The organism is Enemella evansiae, from assembly GCF_004362375.1.
GTDB lineage: Bacteria > Actinomycetota > Actinomycetes > Propionibacteriales > Propionibacteriaceae > Enemella > Enemella evansiae.
The window spans coordinates 1,455,250-1,472,695 of sequence record NZ_SNXA01000008.1 but is presented as its reverse complement, the minus strand read 5'-3'; the positions used below and the strand labels follow the sequence as shown (position 1 = coordinate 1,472,695).

17 protein-coding genes and 1 pseudogene are annotated in these 17,446 nt (G+C 69.7%); 11 read left to right on the top strand and 7 right to left on the bottom strand.

Annotation, left to right across the window (positions count from 1 at the left end; genetic code table 11):
- Positions 1-63: 63 nt before the first annotated feature.
- Genes C8D81_RS07600 through C8D81_RS07590 form a run of 3 tightly spaced genes read right to left on the bottom strand, consistent with a single transcriptional unit; the run spans position 64 to position 2,128 of the window.
- Complete coding sequence (locus C8D81_RS07600; RefSeq protein WP_094433067.1) at positions 64-795, bottom strand: glutamine amidotransferase; 732 nt, start codon at positions 793-795, stop codon at positions 64-66.
- Positions 796-799: 4 nt separating this feature from the next.
- Complete coding sequence (locus tag C8D81_RS07595) at positions 800-1,213, bottom strand: PaaI family thioesterase (protein WP_229119704.1); 414 nt, start codon at positions 1,211-1,213, stop codon at positions 800-802.
- Positions 1,214-1,222: 9 nt separating this feature from the next.
- Positions 1,223-2,128, bottom strand: a complete 906-nt coding sequence (locus C8D81_RS07590) for an NAD(P)-dependent oxidoreductase (RefSeq protein ID WP_133625802.1) — start codon at positions 2,126-2,128, stop codon at positions 1,223-1,225.
- A 123-nt stretch (positions 2,129-2,251) separates the two neighbouring features.
- Between C8D81_RS07590 and C8D81_RS07585 the strand changes: the two genes are divergently transcribed.
- The 11 genes and pseudogenes from C8D81_RS07585 to C8D81_RS07540 all read left to right on the top strand — a co-directional run bounded on the left by C8D81_RS07585 (position 2,252) and on the right by C8D81_RS07540 (position 14,796).
- Positions 2,252-3,637, top strand: a complete 1,386-nt coding sequence (locus tag C8D81_RS07585; RefSeq protein ID WP_133625801.1) for an MFS transporter — start codon at positions 2,252-2,254, stop codon at positions 3,635-3,637.
- A gap of 26 nt (positions 3,638-3,663) precedes the next feature.
- Entirely contained in the window at positions 3,664-4,428 is a 765-nt protein-coding gene (locus tag C8D81_RS07580; protein ID WP_094433059.1) for a glucose 1-dehydrogenase, read from the top strand.
- Positions 4,429-4,465: 37 nt separating this feature from the next.
- Positions 4,466-5,488 carry a zinc-binding dehydrogenase gene (locus C8D81_RS07575; protein WP_094433057.1) on the top strand — a complete coding sequence of 341 codons (1,023 nt, stop codon included), beginning with the start codon at positions 4,466-4,468 and terminating at the stop codon, positions 5,486-5,488.
- Entirely contained in the window at positions 5,485-6,540 is a 1,056-nt protein-coding gene (locus C8D81_RS07570) for a D-2-hydroxyacid dehydrogenase (protein ID WP_208109140.1), read from the top strand. The genes C8D81_RS07575 and C8D81_RS07570 overlap by 4 nt, the downstream gene beginning before the upstream one ends.
- Entirely contained in the window at positions 6,540-7,295 is a 756-nt protein-coding gene (locus C8D81_RS07565) for an IclR family transcriptional regulator (protein ID WP_094360999.1), read from the top strand. The genes C8D81_RS07570 and C8D81_RS07565 overlap by 1 nt, the downstream gene beginning before the upstream one ends.
- A 34-nt stretch (positions 7,296-7,329) precedes the next feature.
- Positions 7,330-10,083, top strand: coding sequence for a DNA polymerase I (gene polA / locus C8D81_RS07560; RefSeq protein ID WP_094360997.1), 2,754 nt, complete (start codon positions 7,330-7,332; stop codon positions 10,081-10,083).
- Positions 10,084-10,102: 19 nt separating this feature from the next.
- Positions 10,103-10,837, top strand: a complete 735-nt coding sequence (locus tag C8D81_RS07555) for an AAA family ATPase (protein WP_133625800.1) — start codon at positions 10,103-10,105, stop codon at positions 10,835-10,837.
- 54 nt (positions 10,838-10,891) lie between these two features.
- Complete coding sequence (locus C8D81_RS21530) at positions 10,892-12,439, top strand: hypothetical protein (protein ID WP_133625799.1); 1,548 nt, start codon at positions 10,892-10,894, stop codon at positions 12,437-12,439.
- Positions 12,330-12,788: pseudogene (locus C8D81_RS21930) on the top strand (maleylpyruvate isomerase N-terminal domain-containing protein); the annotation flags it as partial. The gene C8D81_RS21530 and the pseudogene C8D81_RS21930, both read left to right, overlap by 110 nt.
- A gap of 103 nt (positions 12,789-12,891) precedes the next feature.
- Complete coding sequence (locus C8D81_RS21770) at positions 12,892-13,017, top strand: hypothetical protein (protein WP_267873110.1); 126 nt, start codon at positions 12,892-12,894, stop codon at positions 13,015-13,017.
- A gap of 33 nt (positions 13,018-13,050) precedes the next feature.
- Positions 13,051-14,796, top strand: coding sequence for a pyruvate dehydrogenase (locus C8D81_RS07540; protein ID WP_133625798.1), 1,746 nt, complete (start codon positions 13,051-13,053; stop codon positions 14,794-14,796).
- On the opposite strand, the gene C8D81_RS07535 is transcribed toward C8D81_RS07540, so the two are convergent.
- Genes C8D81_RS07535 through C8D81_RS07520 form a run of 4 tightly spaced genes read right to left on the bottom strand, consistent with a single transcriptional unit; the run spans position 14,793 to position 17,418 of the window.
- Positions 14,793-15,365 carry a hypothetical protein gene (locus tag C8D81_RS07535; RefSeq protein WP_094433049.1) on the bottom strand — a complete coding sequence of 191 codons (573 nt, stop codon included), beginning with the start codon at positions 15,363-15,365 and terminating at the stop codon, positions 14,793-14,795. The two genes, C8D81_RS07540 and C8D81_RS07535, sit on opposite strands and share 4 nt — an antisense overlap.
- Before the next feature lie 26 nt (positions 15,366-15,391).
- The gene (locus tag C8D81_RS07530) at positions 15,392-15,967 is read right to left on the bottom strand and encodes a hypothetical protein (RefSeq protein WP_133625797.1); all 576 of its coding nucleotides are present in this window, start codon (positions 15,965-15,967) and stop codon (positions 15,392-15,394) included.
- Between the two features lie 39 nt (positions 15,968-16,006).
- On the bottom strand, positions 16,007-16,708 hold the full coding sequence (locus C8D81_RS07525; RefSeq protein WP_094433045.1) for a hypothetical protein: 702 nt from the start codon (positions 16,706-16,708) through the stop codon (positions 16,007-16,009).
- Positions 16,708-17,418 (bottom strand): hypothetical protein, encoded by a 711-nt coding sequence (locus C8D81_RS07520; RefSeq protein ID WP_094433044.1) that lies wholly within the window; start codon positions 17,416-17,418, stop codon positions 16,708-16,710. The genes C8D81_RS07525 and C8D81_RS07520 overlap by 1 nt, the downstream gene beginning before the upstream one ends.
- Positions 17,419-17,446 lie beyond the last annotated feature (28 nt).

The window sequence follows — 17,446 nt, the reverse complement described above, 5'->3', positions numbered from 1 at the left end:
CTCCAGCACGCGATGAATACCTACAGGATTCGATGGATCGCGACGTCGGGGAAGGACCGACCCTCAGCCGTACCGCTCCGCGAAGTTCCGCAGCACGGTGGGGGCGTGCTCGACGTTGGCCGCCTGCGCCTCGTTCACCAACCTGTCCAGCTCGTTGGGTTCGAAATAGCCGTGGTTCCGGTACGCCGCCAGCCGGGAGATCAGTCCGGCCGCGTCCAGCTCGGGGTGGAACTGGGTCGCGTAGAGGTTCGTGCGGATCCGGAACATCTGCACCGGGCAGGGTCCTGAGGTCGCCAGCAGCACGCCGTTCGGCGGCAGCGTGCGGACCGCCTCCTTGTGCCCGACGAAGGCGTCGAACTCCAAGGGCAGTCCGGCACAGATCGGGTCGGCCGCGCCCTCCTCGGTGAGGGTGATGTGGCTCGCGCCCGGCGGCTCGCCAAAGGTGCGATCGATGGTCGCACCCTGGTGCGCGCCGAGCGTACCGATGCCGTAACAGGCGCCGAAGAAGGGAAGATCGCGCGCCACGATCTCATCGAGCAACCGGCCGAGGTCGGCCTCCACCCGGCGCTGCACCGCCGACTTGATCTCGATCGGGTCGGAGGAGTTGAACGGGCTGCCACCGGTGATGATGCCGGCATACCGATCCAGGTCGATCGCCGGCAGCGGTGCCTGCTCCACCCGCAGCCAGTCCAACCGGGACTCCGGCAATTGGCAGAAACGCCGTACTGCTTCGAATTCCTCGGTCGCGATGTCGTCCTCGGCACGGGTGCCGAGGAACAGGAAGGGGCGGCTCATCCGGTCACTTGCCGGTGGGCGGGTCGACGAGCTGGCAGGTCAGGCGCGCGGTGGCGATCCGCCGGCCCCCGTCGTCGGTGAGCACGATCTCGTGCGAGGTGACCCGGCGGCCCAGCGACAGCGGCGTCGCCACCCCGGTCACCCAGCCCTCGCGCGCGGAGCGGTGGTGGGTGGCGCTGATGTCGACCCCCAGGGCGACCTTGCCCAGCTCGACGCCGTGCGCGGTGGCCGCGAGCGACCCCAGCGACTCCGCCAGCACGCAGGTGGCGCCGCCGTGCCAGAACCCCATCGGCTGGGTGTTCCCCTCGACCGGCATCCGGCCCACGGTGCGGTCGGGGGAGATCTCGAGCACCTCCAGGCCGACGCGCTCGTCCATCGCGTTGCGCAGCTGCAGGTACCAGTCAGGAAGGGTGTTCACCGGGGCAGCCTATGTGGTGGGCCGCTCCGCCAACCACTTCTGGATCACCGCGGTGTCCTCACCGCCGAGACCCTGTTCGGTGAGGTCGTCGAAGGCATCCAGCAACCGGTCGCCCTGCAGGGTCGCGGTGCCGGTCCGCCGGGCCTCGTCCAGGTAGGCCTTCAGGTCCTTGATCCACAGGTACGCCGCCCCGGAGACCGAGTAGTCCTTGGCCGCGTACCGGGGTCCCTTGTCCGCCAGGATCGTCGATCCGGCGTACCCGCCCTGCAGCAGGTCGAACAGCATCCCGACATCCAGGCCGGCGCGCTCGGCGACCACCGACGCCTCCGCGATCGCGGCGATGTTGGCCGCGCAGATCAACTGGTTGCAGGCCTTGGCCACCTGGCCGGCGCCGAGCCCGCCGAGGTGCACCGGCCGGCCGGTCAGTTCCAGCACCGGCAGCGCCCGCGCCACCGGCTCGTCGTCCCCGCCGACCATGATCGACAGGGTGCCGGCCACCGCGCCGCGCTCGCCGCCGGAGACCGGTGCGTCGATCACCCGGAGCTGCCCGTCGGTGGCGATCCGGAACTGCTGGTCCAGCCGGCGTACCCCGTCCGGGGCCACGGTCGAGGAGACCACCAGCACCATCGGATGGTCGACCCCGGCGAGCAGGCCGTCGGGGCCCTCGGCCAGCTCGGCGATCTGCGGCAGGTCGGGCACCATCACCAGCACCACGTCGCTGGCGGCTGCCACTTCCCGTGGGGTGTCCACCCAGACCGCGCCGCCGTCGATCAGTTCGTCCGCGCCGTCCCGGCTGCGGTTGCTGATCGTCAGCGGGGCCCGGCCCGCCAGCCCGGTCAGGATGTGGCCTGCCATCGGCCGACCCATCACGCCGAGTCCGATGAAGCCGACCCGGGGGAGAGTGGTGGTGGGCATCGTTGCTCCTCACGGTGGGATGGTCCAAGAATCGCAGTTCGATATGTTGAACTGGGTTCAGCATAGTGTTACGGTCAGCGTATCGCGCACCGGGGCGCGAACAGACCCTTTCGGAGACAACCCATGAGCAACGACGCTTCCACCGCGGCGGGTCGGTCGATGACCGACGAGGAGTACGCCCACAACCTGCGCCGCGCCACGCTGGCCAGCTCGATCGGCAGCGCGCTGGAGTACTACGACTTCGCCCTCTACGGCCTGGCCGCCGCCCTGATCTTCGGCAAGCTGTTCTTCCCCGCGCTCGGCACCAATGCCGCACTGATCGCCTCCTTCGCCACCCTGGGCGTCGGCTTCGTGGCCCGCCCGATCGGTGGCCTGGTCTTCGGCTCCCTGGGCGACAAGATCGGCCGCAAGTGGGTGCTGATGGTCACCATCGCGCTGATGGGTGGTGCCTCCACCCTGATCGGCCTGCTGCCCACCGCGGACCAGCTCGGCAGCGCCGGCTGGATCGCCCCGGTGCTGCTGGTCATCCTGCGGCTCGCCCAGGGCCTCGGCGCCGGCGCGGAGCAGGCCGGTTCCACGGTGCTGATGTCCGAGTACGCCCCGCGCAAGCAGCGCGGCTTCTTCGCCGCCCTGCCGTTCATCGGCATCCAGGCGGGTACGCTGCTGGCCGCCGGTGTGTTCTGGCTGGTCACCCAGGCCCCCAACGACGTCATCGAGGGTTGGCTGTGGCGGGTGCCGTTCCTGATCTCCATCGTGCTGATCGCCGTCGCCGTCTGGATCCGGGCGCGGCTCAAGGAGACCCCGACCTACATCGAGCTGGAGAAGCACGAACAGGTCGCCGACCACCCGATCCGCGAACTGCTGCAGACCTCCAAGCGCAACGTGCTGATCGGCATCGGTCTGCGGATGGCCGAGAACGGCGGCTCCTACATCTACTCCAACCTGGCCGTCTCCTTCATGGTGCTGATGGGGGTCAACAAGTCCTGGGGCCCGGTGGCGGTCGCCTGCGCCTCGGCGATCGGCATCTTCACCGTCCCGCTCACCGGCTGGATCTCCGACCGGGTCGGCCGCAAACCCGTCTACCGGGCCGGTGCGATCATCCTGCTGCTGCTCGCCTTCCCCGGCTGGTACCTGCTGAGCAAGGGCAATGCCGGCCTGGCGGTGCTGATCATCGCGCTCTCGATCGGCTTCGGCGTGAACAGCATGCTCGGCCCGCAGTGCGCCCACCTGCCCGAACTCTTCGGCGCCCGGCACCGCTACATCGGCGTCGCCGTCTCCCGCGAGTTCTCCGCGATCCTGGCCGGCGGCCTCGGCCCGTTCATCGGCGCCTGGCTGCTCGCCACCACCAACAACGCCTGGTGGCCGGTGGCGACCTATGTCGCGGCACTCTGCGTGATCACCCTGATCTCGACCTTCATCACCCCCGAGACCGTGCACCGCGATGTCACCAGGAACGAGGACGCCTTTCCTGGTGAGGATCGCTTCGCCGGCCTGGAAACCCAACGCTGACAAGAAAAACTTCAGGAGTGCCTGCGATGAATCTGTTCGACGTCACCGGCCGGCTGGCCCTGGTCACCGGCTCCTCCCGCGGACTCGGGCTGGCGCTCGCCACCGGGCTCGCCGACGCCGGTGCCCGGGTGGTGCTGCACGGCCGTGGCGGGCCGGCACTGGCCCGGGCCCGGGACGCGGTGGCCGAGCGTGCCGGCACCCCGGTGCCGGTGGTGGAGTTCGACGTCACCGACGCCACCGCCGTCCGCGCCGGGATCGAATCGCTGATCGCCGAACACGGCGTACCGGACATCCTGGTCAACAATGCCGGCGTCCAGCGCCGCGCACCGATCACCGAGTTCGCCACCGACGACTGGGACGAGGTGATCGCGACCAACCTGAACAGCGCCTTCTACGTCAGCCAACCGATCGCCCGCGCGATGGCCGAGCGCGGGTCGGGCAAGATCATCAACATCGGCTCGGTGCAATCGATGCTGGCCCGCCAGACGATCGCCCCCTATTCGGCGTCCAAGGGCGGGCTGGTGATGCTGACCAAGGGGCTGGCCGCCGACCTGGCCCGCTCCAACATCCAGGTCAACGCGATCTCCCCAGGCTACTTCGCCACCGAGATGAACACCGCACTCTGGCAGGATCCGGAGTTCGACGCCTGGGTGCGGCAACGCACCCCCGCCCAGCGCTGGGGCAAGGTGGAGGAGCTGATCGGTACGCTGCTCTATCTGGCCTCCGATGCCTCGGCATTCGTGTCCGGCCAGAACATCTTCGTCGATGGTGGCATGACCTCGGTCGTGTGAACCACCGCCGAAAAACCAAGCAGGACAGGAGAATCGCGTGAAGGCCCTGGTCATCCACGGCAAGCAGGACGCTCGCATCGAGGAGCTGCCGGACCCCGAACCCGGCCCCGGTCAGGTGCGGCTGAAGATGGCGTACGCGGGCATCTGCGGCTCGGACCTGCACTACTTCTATGACGGTGCGGTCGGTGCCTTCACCGTGGTCGAACCGCTGGTACCCGGCCACGAGGTCGCCGGTGTGGTCGACCTCGACCCGTCCGGGAAGCTCGCCCCGGGGACACCGGTGACCGTCCATCCGGCCACCTTCGGCGACCCCGTGCCCGGGCTGGACGACGAACCGCAGCTGTGGCCGAACGGTGCCTACCTGGGCAGCGCCTCCACCAACCCGCACACCCAGGGCGGGATGAGCGAGTTGAAGCTGGTCGACGCCTCGATGATCCGGGTGCTGCCCGAGGGGTTGCCGCTGCGCCGGGCCGCGCTCGCCGAACCGCTCGGGGTCGCGCTGCACGGGATCCGCGTCGCCGGTGGCGTCGCCGGGAAGTCGGTGCTGGTCTCCGGGGCCGGCCCGATCGGCCTGCTCGCCGCCGCGGCCGCGCTCGCCGAGGGGGCCGCCGAGGTGATCTGCTCCGATGTGCTGCCCGGACCGCTGGAGCGGGCCCGCGCGCTCGGTGTGCACGGTGTGCTGCGTGCCGGCATGGACGAACTGCCCGGTGAACACTTCGACGTGGTGCTCGAATGCGCCGGCGTACCCGCCGCCGTGAACGCCGCGATCGGATCGCTGAAACGCCGTGGAATCCTTGCCCAGATCGGAATGCTGCCCGCCGGTGGCGTACCCATAGAGATGGCCACCGTGGTCTCCCGGGAGTTGCAGCTGCGCGGCTGCTTCCGGTTCGCCGACGAGATCGACGCCGCGATCGAGATGCTGGCGGCGAACCCGTCGATCGAGCAGGTGATCACCCACGAGGTCGAGCTCGCCGATTCGCTGGCCGGGTTCGGCACCGCCAAGGACTCCGACAGCTCCGGCAAGGTGCTCGTCCGCCTGGGCGGAGGTGAGCAGCGGTGAGCGCCAGCGACCGGCTGCGGGTGTTCATCGCCACCCCGCTGACCCCGGAGAACTGCGAGCTGCTGGTCGAGCTGGAGCCGCGGATCGACCTGGTGGTAGAGCAGGAGCTGCTGCCACCGATGCGCTGGGTCGGTGACCACGACGGCGACCCGGCCCACACCCGCACCCCCGAACAGCAGGCCCGCTTCGACCGGCTCTGCGATCAGGCCGAGGCGCTCTATGGCATCCCGGACACCGACCCGGCCGCGCTGGCCCGGACCGTGGCCGCGAACCCCGGGCTGCGCTGGGTGCACACGATGGCCGCCGGTGGCGGCGCCCAGCTGCGTGCCGCCGGGCTGGCCGAGGAGGACCTGCAGCGGATCGCGTTCACCCGCTCCAGCGGGCCGCACGCCCGGACCCTGGCCGAGTTCGCGCTCTTCGGCATCCTGGCCGGTGCCAAGGACCTGCCCCGGTTGCGGGCCCAGCAGGACGCCCGGCAGTGGACGGGCCGCTGGGTGATGCGCGCGGTCTTCGACCTGACCGTGCTGATCCTGGGCACCGGGGCCATCGGCGCCGAGACCGCCCGGTTGTTCTCCGCCCTGGGCGCCCGGGTGATCGGGGTGAACCGCAGTGGCCACCCGGTCGACGGGTTCGATGCGGTCGTCCCGACCGATCGGATCGCCGAGGCTGCGGCGCAGGCCGATGCGCTGGTCAACACCCTGCCGCAGTCCGACGGCACCACCGGCATCGTCTCCGCCGAGGTGCTCGACGCACTCGGTCCGGACGCGCTGCTGGCCTCCACCGGCCGCGGCACCGCGATCGACGAACCCGCCCTGGTCGCGGCGCTCGCCGACGGCCGGGTCGGGTTCGCCGCCCTGGACGTGTTCGCGGTCGAACCGCTGCCGGCGGACTCGCCGCTGTGGGGGATGGCAAACGTGCTGATCGCCCCGCACACCGCCGCCCTGCACGGCAACGAGGACCGGCTGATCGCCGAACTCTTCGCCGAGAACGCGCGCCGCCTGCTGGACGGCGAGGAGCTGTTGAACCGCATCGACACGAAGACCTTCGTCTGATGAGTGCGCCGGCGGTCACCCGGGCCGCGGCCATCCTCGGCTCGCTGGCGGACGAGGGTCCGCTGACGCTCACCGAGATCGCGCGCGTCCACGGCCTGGCCAAGTCCTCCACGCTCAATCTGTGCGTCGCCCTCGAGGAGGCCGGGCTGGTCCGGCGTACCCCCGAGGGTGCCTGGACGCTCGGTCGGCGCACCGTGGAGCTCGGCGGGGCATACGTACGCGGGTTCGACGTGGTACGCGAGTTCTACGACTTCACCGCCAGCCACCCGGTGCTGAGCCACGAGCTGCTGCAGCTGGTGCTGCGGCACCAGCGCGATGTCGTCTATCTGGCCCGGCACGAGGGCCGGGCGCCGCTGCCGCTGTCGGCGAGCATCGGGGACCGCTTCCCGGCCTCGGTGACCGCCGTCGGGACCGCGCTGCTGGCCCGGCTCGACGACACCGAGATCCGGCGGTTGTACGCCGAACCGCACAGTCTGGCGATCTGGACCGAGCGCTCACCGACCAGTGTCGAGGCGTTGCTGGAGAAGCTGCACGCGACCCGGGAGCGGGGGTACGCCGTCGACGACCGGGAGACCCATCCGCAGGTCTACGGGGTGGCGATGGTGGTGCCGGCCCGGCGGGCCGGTGACGAACCGTTCTCGGTGGGCTGCTCGCTGATGCTGCCGACCCTCACCGAGGAGCAGCTGATCAGCGCCCGGGAGGGGCTCGCCGAACTGCGGGACCACCTCGCGGCGCCCCTGGAGATGCGCGGCTGACGGACTGTCGGCCGATCCCAGTAGGCTCGGCCTCGTGCCGACCAAGAAGACGACCGACCCCGCGGCGACCGCCGCCGACGCCCCGCAGACCGCTGAGGAGCGCCCCCAGCGGTTGCTGCTGATCGATGGTCACTCGGTGGCCTATCGCGCGTTCTTCGCGCTCCCGGTGGAGAACTTCGCCACCCGGACCGGCCAGCACACCAATGGCGTCTTCGGTTTCACCTCGATGCTGATCAATGTGCTGCGCGATGAGCAGCCGACCCACATCGCGGTCGCCTTCGACGTGTCCCGGCAGACCTTCCGCTCCGAGATGTTCACCGACTACAAGGCCAACCGGTCGGCCTCGCCCGACGAGTTCAAGGGCCAGGTCGAGCTGGTCAAGCAGGTGCTCGACGCGCTCAACATCGTGCACGTCCAGGTCGAGGGTTATGAGGCCGACGACATCATCGCCACCCTGGCCACCACCGCCCCCGAGGAGGGGTTGGAGGTGCTGATCTGCACCGGTGACCGGGATGCGATGCAGCTGGTCACCGAGCGGGTCACGGTGCTCTATCCGCGCAAGGGGGTCTCCGATCTGGCCCGGATGACCCCCGACGCGGTGCTGGAGAAATATCTGGTCGCCCCCTCCCGATATCCGGAGCTCGCCGCGCTGGTCGGGGAGACCTCCGACAACCTGCCCGGGGTGCCCAAGGTCGGCCCGAAGACCGCCGCCAAGTGGCTCGGCGAGTGGGAGGGGCTGGACAACCTGCTGGAGCACGCCGAGCAGATCAAGGGGGTGGCCGGCAACAACCTGCGGGAGAATCTGGAGCAGGTGCGGATGAACCGTCGGGTCAATGCGCTGATCCGCGATCTGCCGCTGCCGGTCACGATCACCGACCTGGTCCGCCGGGACTGGAACCGGGAGGCGACCCACGAGCTGTTCGATGCGCTGGAGTTCCGGGTGCTGCGGGACCGGCTGCTGGAGACCCTGCCACCGGAGGAGACCGAACCCGAGGGTGGCTTCGAGGTCACCGGGGTCGCGCTGGGACCCGGTGAGCTGGCCGACTGGCTGGCCGAGCACGCGAGTGGTGGCAAGCGCACCGGGGTCGACGTGGTCGGCCACTGGGCCGCGGGCACCGGGGATGTCGCCGGCATCGCGCTGGCCTCCATCGACGGGGCCGCGGCCTGGGTCGAGGCGGCCGACCTGGGTCCCGACGACGAGCGGGTGCTGGCCGAGTGGCTCGCCGACCCGCAGCGGTTGAAGGCGATGCACGACGCCAAGGGCCCGCGGCTGGCGCTCTGGGCGCGGGGCTGGGAGTTCAACGGTCTGGACTGTGACACCCAGCTGGCCGCCTACATCCTGCGGCCCGATCAGCGCACCTTCGACCTCGGCGACCTGGCGATCCGGCACCTCAAGCGGGAGCTGAAGGTCGAGCAGACCGGGGCCATCGACGACGGTGCCCAGGACGCACTGTTCGCCGAGCCGGGTGCCGACGATCAGGCACAGCAGGCGGCGATGGTGCGGGCCCGGGCGGTGATCGACCTGGCCGAATCGCTGGACGACGAGCTGGCCGAGCGGCACCAGTCCGATCTGCTCACCGGGGTGGAGCTGCCACTGCAGGAAACCCTGGCCACGATGGAGAAGCTCGGCATCGCGGTCGATGTGGACCAGCTCGAGGCGCTGGAGTCACACTTCGACACGCAGGTCACCGAGGCCGCCGACCAGGCCTACGAGGTGCTCGGCAAGCAGATCAACCTGGGGTCGCCGAAACAGCTCCAGGTGGTGCTCTTCGACGAGCTGGAGATGCCGAAGACCCGGCGTACCAAATCGGGCTGGACCACCGACGCCGACGCCCTGCAGGGGCTGTACGCCAAGACCGAGCACCCGTTCCTGGCACACCTGCTCGCGCACCGGGACGCGATCCGGTTGCGGCAGACCGTCGACGGGCTGTTGAAGTCGGTGGCCGACGACGGCCGGATCCACACCACCTATCTGCAGACGATCGCCGCGACCGGGCGGTTGTCCAGCACCGAGCCGAACCTGCAGAACATCCCGATCCGCACCGAGCAGGGCCGCCGGATCCGGGAGGCTTTCGTTGTCGGCAAGGGATTCGAGACCCTGCTCACCGCCGACTACTCGCAGATCGAGATGCGGATCATGGCGCACGCCTCGGCCGATGAGTCGCTGATCGAGGCGTTCCGCTCCGGCAAGGACTTCCACACCGTCACCGCGTCGAAGGTCTTCGACACCCCGGCCGATCAGGTCACCGGTGAGCAGCGCGCGAAGATCAAGGCGATGAACTACGGCCTGGCCTACGGGCTGAGCGCCTACGGGCTGAGTCAGCAGCTCGGCATCGAGGTGTCCGATGCGAAGGCGCTGATGGAGGAATACTTCGAGGAGTTCGGCGGGGTCCGCGACTACCTGCAGGGGCTGGTCAAGGAAGCTCGCCGCACCGAATACACCGAGACCATCCTGGGGCGCCGGCGATACCTGCCGGACCTGATGAGTTCGAACCGGCAGCGTCGCGAGATGGCCGAGCGGATGGCGCTGAACGCGCCGATCCAGGGCTCGGCCGCCGACATCATCAAGGTCGCGATGCTCGATGTGGAATCCCAACTGCGCAAGGAGAAGCTGGCTTCGCGGATGCTGCTCCAGGTGCACGACGAACTGGTGCTGGAGGTCGCGCCGGGGGAGCGGGACCGGGTCGATCAGCTGGTCCGCGACAAGATGGGCCACGCGGTCGAGCTGACCGTGCCGCTGGATGTCTCGGTGGGCACCGGGCACTCCTGGCACGAGGCCGCGCACTGAGCGTTCGGATGTGATCACGATGGAGGGGTGGCAGCTGCGCCGACCGGTACGCCGGCTCGAGGCCCGCGACGGGCGACGCCCGGGCCGGCAGTGGCCGCACACCGTCCCGGCGGTCCGACAACTGCTCACCGAGGGGCTGGAGTTCGACCAGGCGACGGTGCTGGTCGGGGAGAACGGCACCGGCAAGTCGACGGTGCTGGAAGCGATCGCCGGGGCGTACGGACTGAACGTCGAAGGCGGGTCGACCGGACACCAGCACCGGACCATCGCCACCGAATCCGCGCTGGCCGGTGAGCTGCAGCTGGTCCGCGGGGCCGGTGCCGGCCGGGAGGGCTTCTTCCTGCGGGCCGAGACCATGCACGGCCTCTACAGCTATCTGCAGCAGGCCGGTGGCTCCCACTACCACGACCGCAGCCACGGCGAATCCTTCCTGTCGGTGATCGAGGAACGCTGTTTCGACCGGCTCAGCAATCCGCAACCGGGGTTGTATCTCTTCGACGAGGTGGAATCCGCGCTCTCCTTCGACTCGTCGTTGCGGGTGTTGGCGCTGCTGCTCGACCTGCTCACCGAGGACAGCGTGCAACTGGTGCTCGCCACCCACTCGCCGGTGCTCGCCGCGCTGCCCGGTGCCACCATCCTCGAGTTCGGGGACGACGGGATGCAGCCGACAGACTGGGCCGATCTCGAACTGGTGGTCAACGAGAAGGCGTTCCTGGCCGACCCGCGACGCTTCCTGCGTCACCTGGATCCCTAGGCGTGGTGGGCTTCGGCCGAGGCACTGGCCCCGCCGTTGTTCATACTGTGCGGCATGGCAGGGGACTGGAGCGGTTGGCTGTGGACCAGTGAATACGGTCGCGACCGGATGCTGCGCGATGAGGTGGACCAGGCAAGCGCGTCCGCTGCCGCGGCGCATTCCCGGAATGCGCGGCTGCGCAGCGAGTTGTCGCAGATCCGGGGCAGCCTCGAACAGCGCATCGAGGCGTTGAGCCGCGCCTTCGACGCCTATGTCGAACTCGGTGATGTGCGCGAGCAGCTGGCCGCCTTCCCCGACACCTCGCAGGCGCGGGTGCGGGCCCTGCGCGCATTCGACACGCTGCGCGCCGGCGGTGTTCCCGAACCGTTGTCCCATGGCGAGGGCGACTACTGGCTGACCCATGGAATGAATGCGCTGATCGCCCGGGTGGGTGGTTCGGCCGACGCCGCTGCCGAAACGCGGGCCGCGGAGCTGGGCGGCGCCGAGTTCGACACCTTCTGGGTCTGCGCCCTCGGCGCCCTCGGACACGGCGAGCAGGCGACCGGGCGCCTCGACCGGGTGCTGACCAATGACGGCACCTTCAATCCCGCCCAGCTCCAGATCTTCCGGTTGCTGATGCTCGGCGGTTACGGGCCCGAACCCGCACTGGAGGCGTTGCGACCCGCACTGGAGCGGGAGTCGGCCGAGACCTGGCGCGACTGGCTGACCGGCCGCGATGGCGACCCGGTTCGTGGCCTGGCACGGCTCTGGGACGGTGCGGCACCGGTGCCGACCGACGAGCCGACGCAGGCCGGGAAGCCGGCGCAGGCAGGGGAGCCGGTGCAGGCCGGGAAGCCGGAGGCGGACCCGGTCGGTCAGGCGCGGACCGAGGTGGCCGCGGTGGTCACCGAGCTGATCGGCCGCGGTCAGGGGGAGGAGGGGTTGCTGGTGGCACGGATCCGCGAACTGCGGCGGACCGTCGAGTCACCCCTGGCCCGCACCGCGGATTCTGCCCGGGTGGCCAGCGTGTCGGTCGGTGAGGCCGTCCGTCAGGCGTTGCGAGATCCCGACTGCACCGCCGTTGCCGACCGCGACCTGCTCCGTCTCGCCCGCGGCCCGCTGCTGGAGCTCGTCGAGGCGGCCACCGTGGTGCCCGAGATCAAACCGGCGGTCCGGGAGGCGAGGACGCATGGTCTCTCGGTGCCGGTGAGCGCCACCGGGCCGGATGCCACCAAGCTGGACCGGGCGCACCAGAGTCTCGTCGACCGGGTGCCCGCCTCCCATGCGGTGCCGATCGGGATCGGGGCCGCCGCAGTGCTGGTTCTGGCGGTCGTGCTGTTCGTCGTGGGGCCGGCTCCCGCGGGACTGGTGCTGCTCCTGCTCGGTCTCGGTGTGGCCGGTTATGCGTGGGCGCGCGCGGTGTCCCGGCGTCGGGGGTTGCAGTCCGTCGAGGACGGGCGCGCGGCGCTGGGGCGGGAGATCGGTGACGTGCAGCGGCGGATGGCCGAGACCGATGAGGCTGCGCGGGACGAGGCACGCCGTAAGGCGGCGACCGCCGAGCGACTACGCGCCGAGTTGCAGGACGCCGCGGACCGGCCGCTCGCGGGGTCCCTCGAGCCCTAGGGTGAGGATCATGGACGCCCCCGCGGAGATGCTGCTGATCGGTCTGGACGAGTTCACCGACACCCTGGCCCGGGTGACCGACCCGGAGGCGCCCAGCCCCTGCGAGGGATGGCGCGCGGTCGACGTGGCCGGGCACGTCGTCGGCACGATGGGCAAGGTCGTCGCCCTGGTCAGCGACGGCGAGGTCGGTGACAGCCCGACCGATCCGGAGCAGGTCGGGCTCACCCCGGTGACGATGATGGCGCGCTGGGGGGAGCGGGCCGAGGAGGTGCGGAACGCGCTGGCGGTGGCGGATCTGGATCGAGCGTCAGACCAGTTACGGCCGCGGCCCGGTCGGTCGGCAGCTGCTGCTGCCCGCCAGCGACCTCGCCATCCATGTCTGGGATCTGGCCGCCTCCCAGGGCGAGCGCCGGGAGCTGCCGCAGGAGCTGCGGGACTTCCTGCGGGCCGGGGTGGAGCGGATCCCGCCGGAGCGGATGCGGGCGCCGGGTATGTTCGGGCCCGAGACCACGCCGCCGGCCGATGCGAACGACACCGAGCAGATCATGGCCTTTCTCGGGCGTACCGTGCCCCGCTGACGCACCGGTTGCGCCCGGTGGTTGAGTTGGGCCATGGCAGAAACGGTTGCAGATCAGTTGGTGGCCCAGCTCCGCGAGGCCGGCGTACGCCGGATCTACGGGATCGTCGGGGACAGCTTGAATCCGGTGGTCGATGCGGTACGCCGCACGGGCGGGTCGAAGAAGGGTGGGATCGACTGGATCCACGTCCGCCACGAGGAGGGCGCGGCCTTCGCCGCCGGTGCGGACGCCCAGCTCACCGGGGAACTGGTGGCCTGCGCGGGATCCTGCGGCCCGGGCAACCTGCACCTGATCAACGGGCTCTACGACGCGAACCGGTCCGGAGCACCGGTGGTCGCGATCGCGAGCCACATCCCGACCGCCCAGATCGGCGAAGGCTACTTCCAGGAGACCCACCCGGACCGGCTGTTCACCGAGTGCTCGGTCTATTCGGAGCTGATCTCCACCCCGACCCAGGCGCCGCGGGTGGTCGCCTCCGCGATCCGGCACGCGGTCGCCGGCCCCGGTGTCGCGGTGGTCACCCTGCCCGGTGACGTCGCCGACGAACCGGTGGCGGCCAAGGCGCCCGCCTATGTGGCGGTGCAGCCCGGTGTACTCACCCCGCCACCGGAGGCGCTGCAGGCGCTCGCCGACGCCATCAACTCCGTGGACCGGGTGGCGCTGTTCGTCGGCGCCGGGATCGCCGGGGAGCATGATGCCGTCGTCGCGCTGGCCGACATCATCGGGGCGCCGATCGGGCATTCCCTGCGTGGCAAGGAACATATCCAGTTCGACAACCCCTTCGACGTCGGCATGACCGGGTTGCTCGGCTACGGTGCCGCGGCGGCCGGGATGGATGATGCGCAGTTGCTGGTGATGCTCGGCACCGACTTCCCCTACGACCAGTTCCTGCCCGATGTGACCACCGCCCAGGTGGACCGCGACGCCAGCGTGATCGGGCGGCGCACCTCGGTGGATCTGCCGGTGCACGGTGACGTCGGGCCGACCCTGCGCGGGCTGTTGCCGTTGCTGAAACCGAAGAAGAGCCGGCGTTTCCTGGAGAAGACGCTGAAGCGGCACGACGACCTGATGAACAAGGCGGTGGGGGCGTACACCCGCAAGGTCGAGAAGATCAAGCCGATCCATCCCGAGTACGCCGCCTCGGTGCTGGACAAGGTGGCTGCGAAGGATGCGGTGTTCACCGCCGACACCGGGATGTGCAATGTTTGGAGCGCCCGCTACATCAACCCGTTGGGTTCGCGGAAGATCCTCGGTTCGTTCCTGCACGGGTCGATGGCGAACGCGCTGCCGCAGGCGATCGGGGCGCAGTTCGCCGAACCCGACCGGCAGGTGATCTCGATGTCGGGGGACGGCGGATTGTCCATGCTGCTTGGCGAAATGCTGACCGTGGCGATGTACCAGCTGCCGCTGAACGTCGTGGTGTTCAACAACTCGACGCTCGGCATGGTGAAGCTGGAGATGCTGGTGGACAAGTTGCCGGATTTCGGTGTGGACGTGCCGCCGGTCGACTATGCGGCCATCGCGCGGGCGATGGGCTGGCACTCGGTGCGGGTCGAGGATCCGCGGGACCTGGAGCAGGCGTACGCCGAGGCATTCGCGCACCGCGGGCCGTCGCTGGTGGATGTGGTGACCGATCCGATGGCGCTGTCGATCCCGCCGAAGATCACCTCGGCGCAGGTGTTCGGCTTCGCCACCGCGATGAGCAAGATCGTGCTCAACGGTGGCGCGGGCGAGGCGGTGTCGATGGCGCGGTCGAACCTGCGGAACGTGCCGCGCTAGTCGCCGTCTTGCCGACTGGGAGGTGTGAGCCGCAGGTGGCGGCGGATCATGTACCTGGCATAGATGATGCCAGGTACCGCGAAGGCGAAGCACAGCAGGGATTGCGGGAACCCCGGGGCTGCAGCGGTGGGGATGCCGGTGCTGCCGGCGATGCCGAAGGCCAGCGCCAGGCTGGTGAGGATGGTGAGAGCGACGGCGTAGCGGGCGGGCCGCGCCCCGAATCGTTCGCCCCCGTTGCGGGTGAGCAGGACGTCGGCCGCCTCCCAGAATCTCAGGCGTGGGATCCAGAGGGCGACCAGGGAGCCACCCGCCAGGACCATCAGGGCGATGCTCGTCAGCGTGAGGATGAGTGCGGATTCTGAGTCCAGCAGGAGTGCCCAGGTCATCAGGAGCACCGCGAGCAGGTGGAACAGCGCCCACAACCCGATCGCCATCGGGCGCCGGCGGGGCGGCTCGACGATCTCCTCGACCTCTGGTTCCGGTTCCAGGTTCGGGATCAGATCCGGTTCCTCGGTCGGTTCCTCGGGTTCGGGGCCGGGATAGACCGGCCACCCGTTCTGCGCGTTCACCTGCAGAACGGTAACCAGCGGACGGGTCAGGCGTTGTCCGGTCGGGCAGCGGCAGCCGGGCGGGTGCGGCTCAGGTGGCGGATCACCACGTACCAGCCGAAGACCACTCCCGGTAGCCCGAGAATCAGGCACAGTGCCAAGGTCGTGGCGTCGAAGGTACCGCGATTCCCGATGCCCAGCCCGAGCATGTAGGGTCCGCCGAGCGCGAGTGCGGTGGCGATCGAGGGTTTCATCGCTGCAACGGGGTGACGGTCGCGATTCCAGAGCGTGGTGGCAAGCTGCTTGATGGTCATGCGCGGGACCCAGAGGCCGAGCAGGCACAGGGCGGAGACCGGGAGCGCGAGCAGCAGGAGCGGCAATGCCCAGGCAAGGGATGACTCGAGGTTCGCCCCCTGAGGCCGCGCACAGACGGCGACAATGGCGTGGAACGACACGATCCAGAACAGGATCAGCCAAGGGCGTCTGAGTGCCTGGGATGCATCGTTCGGTTCGGCGGCAGGTTGCTCGGAAGCAAGTTGCGCGGCAGCAGACTGCTCGGATGCAGATTGTTCGGCCGGAGGCCTGCTCGGGTAGGTCTGCCACTGGTTCTGCTGTGCTTCCATTGAAAAACGGTAGCCAGCCGGCGGGTCAGTCGGGTTGGCTCACGCCCGCGGACCGGTGCGACGGAGATGGCGGATCACCACGTACCAGCCGAATGCCAGCCCGGGCAGACCCAGCACCGCCGGGCCGGCCACATCGATCGGCCTCTCCGTGTTGCCGCGCGGAGCGGCGAAACCGGCCGGATCGGTGCGCACGGTGACCCGCTCGTTCAGCTCCGGCCGCGAGCTGCCGAGGCGTACCTGGTGGGGTCTGCCGTCGCCGAGGTCGACGGTCGCCTGCCAGGTGTAGTTGTACTTCCCGGACTTCACCCGCTCGGCGGACAGCACCGTGGCCTCGGTGGGCCGCATCACCGTCAGCGTGTACAGGCTGCTCAGGCCCATCGACAGCATCGCCGGTGGCGCGAGGACCATCACCATCAGCGCGGCCGCGCCGAATGACTTGCTGCCCTTGGATTTCTTGATCGTGCCCCTGACCCGGCCGGAGCGAGGGACCCAGAGGCTGTCGAGGCAGAGTGCGGCGGCGACGGTGGCGATCAGCCCGATCACCAGCAGCCAGATCGGCATGCCCGGTGCGCCTCGTAGGTAGCCCACGGTCCAGCCGATGATGGTCAGGTGGAACAGCAGGATCCACGCCAGCACGGTGACCGGTCTGCGGCGCGGGGGATCGCTGATCACCTCATCGGAGCCGTCGTCCTGACGGTACGCCGAGTAGGTGGGCCACTCACCTGGCTGGGGTTCGCTCATCAGGGCGAATCGTAATGTCTCGTGCGGGTACGCCTGAGGTGCCGGATTACTCCGTAGTAGCCGAGGCCGGCGCCCGGCAACCCGAGCATCAGCGGGCCGGCCACATCGAATGGTCGGGTGGCGCTGCCCCGTGGGGCCGCGAAACCGGTGGGGTCGACCCACACGGGGATCCGTTCGTCCAGCTTCCGGAGCGTTGAGCCGGCTCGCACCTGCTGGGGCCGACCGTCGCCGAGATCGACGGTGGCCTGCCAGACGGAGCTGTGCCGGCCGGAGGGCACCCGTTCCGCCGACAGCACGGTCGCCTCGGTCGGCCGCATCATGGTCAGCACGTACAGGTTGCTGATCCCGATCGACAGCATGGCGGGTGTGAGGACGGCCAGGATGAACGCCGCTGCCGGTGCGAGTGGCCGGGCGCTCCTGGCCAACTCGGATTCCCCGGCCCGCGGGGTCGGAGGTGTCCAGAGGGAGTAACTGCAGACCGCAATGGCCACGCTCGCCGCCATCCCGATCAGCACCACCCAGAGGGGAATCTGTGGGGTGCCCACCAGGTAACCGAGGGTCCAGCCGATGATCGTGAGGTGGAACAGCAGGATCCACGCCAGCACGGTGACCGGTCTGCGGCGCGGGGGATCGCTGATCACCTCATCGGACCCGTCGTCCTGACGGTACGCCGAGTAGGTGGGCCACTCACCTGGCTGGGGTTCGCTCATCAGGGCGAATCGTAGTGCGTGGCCGGTG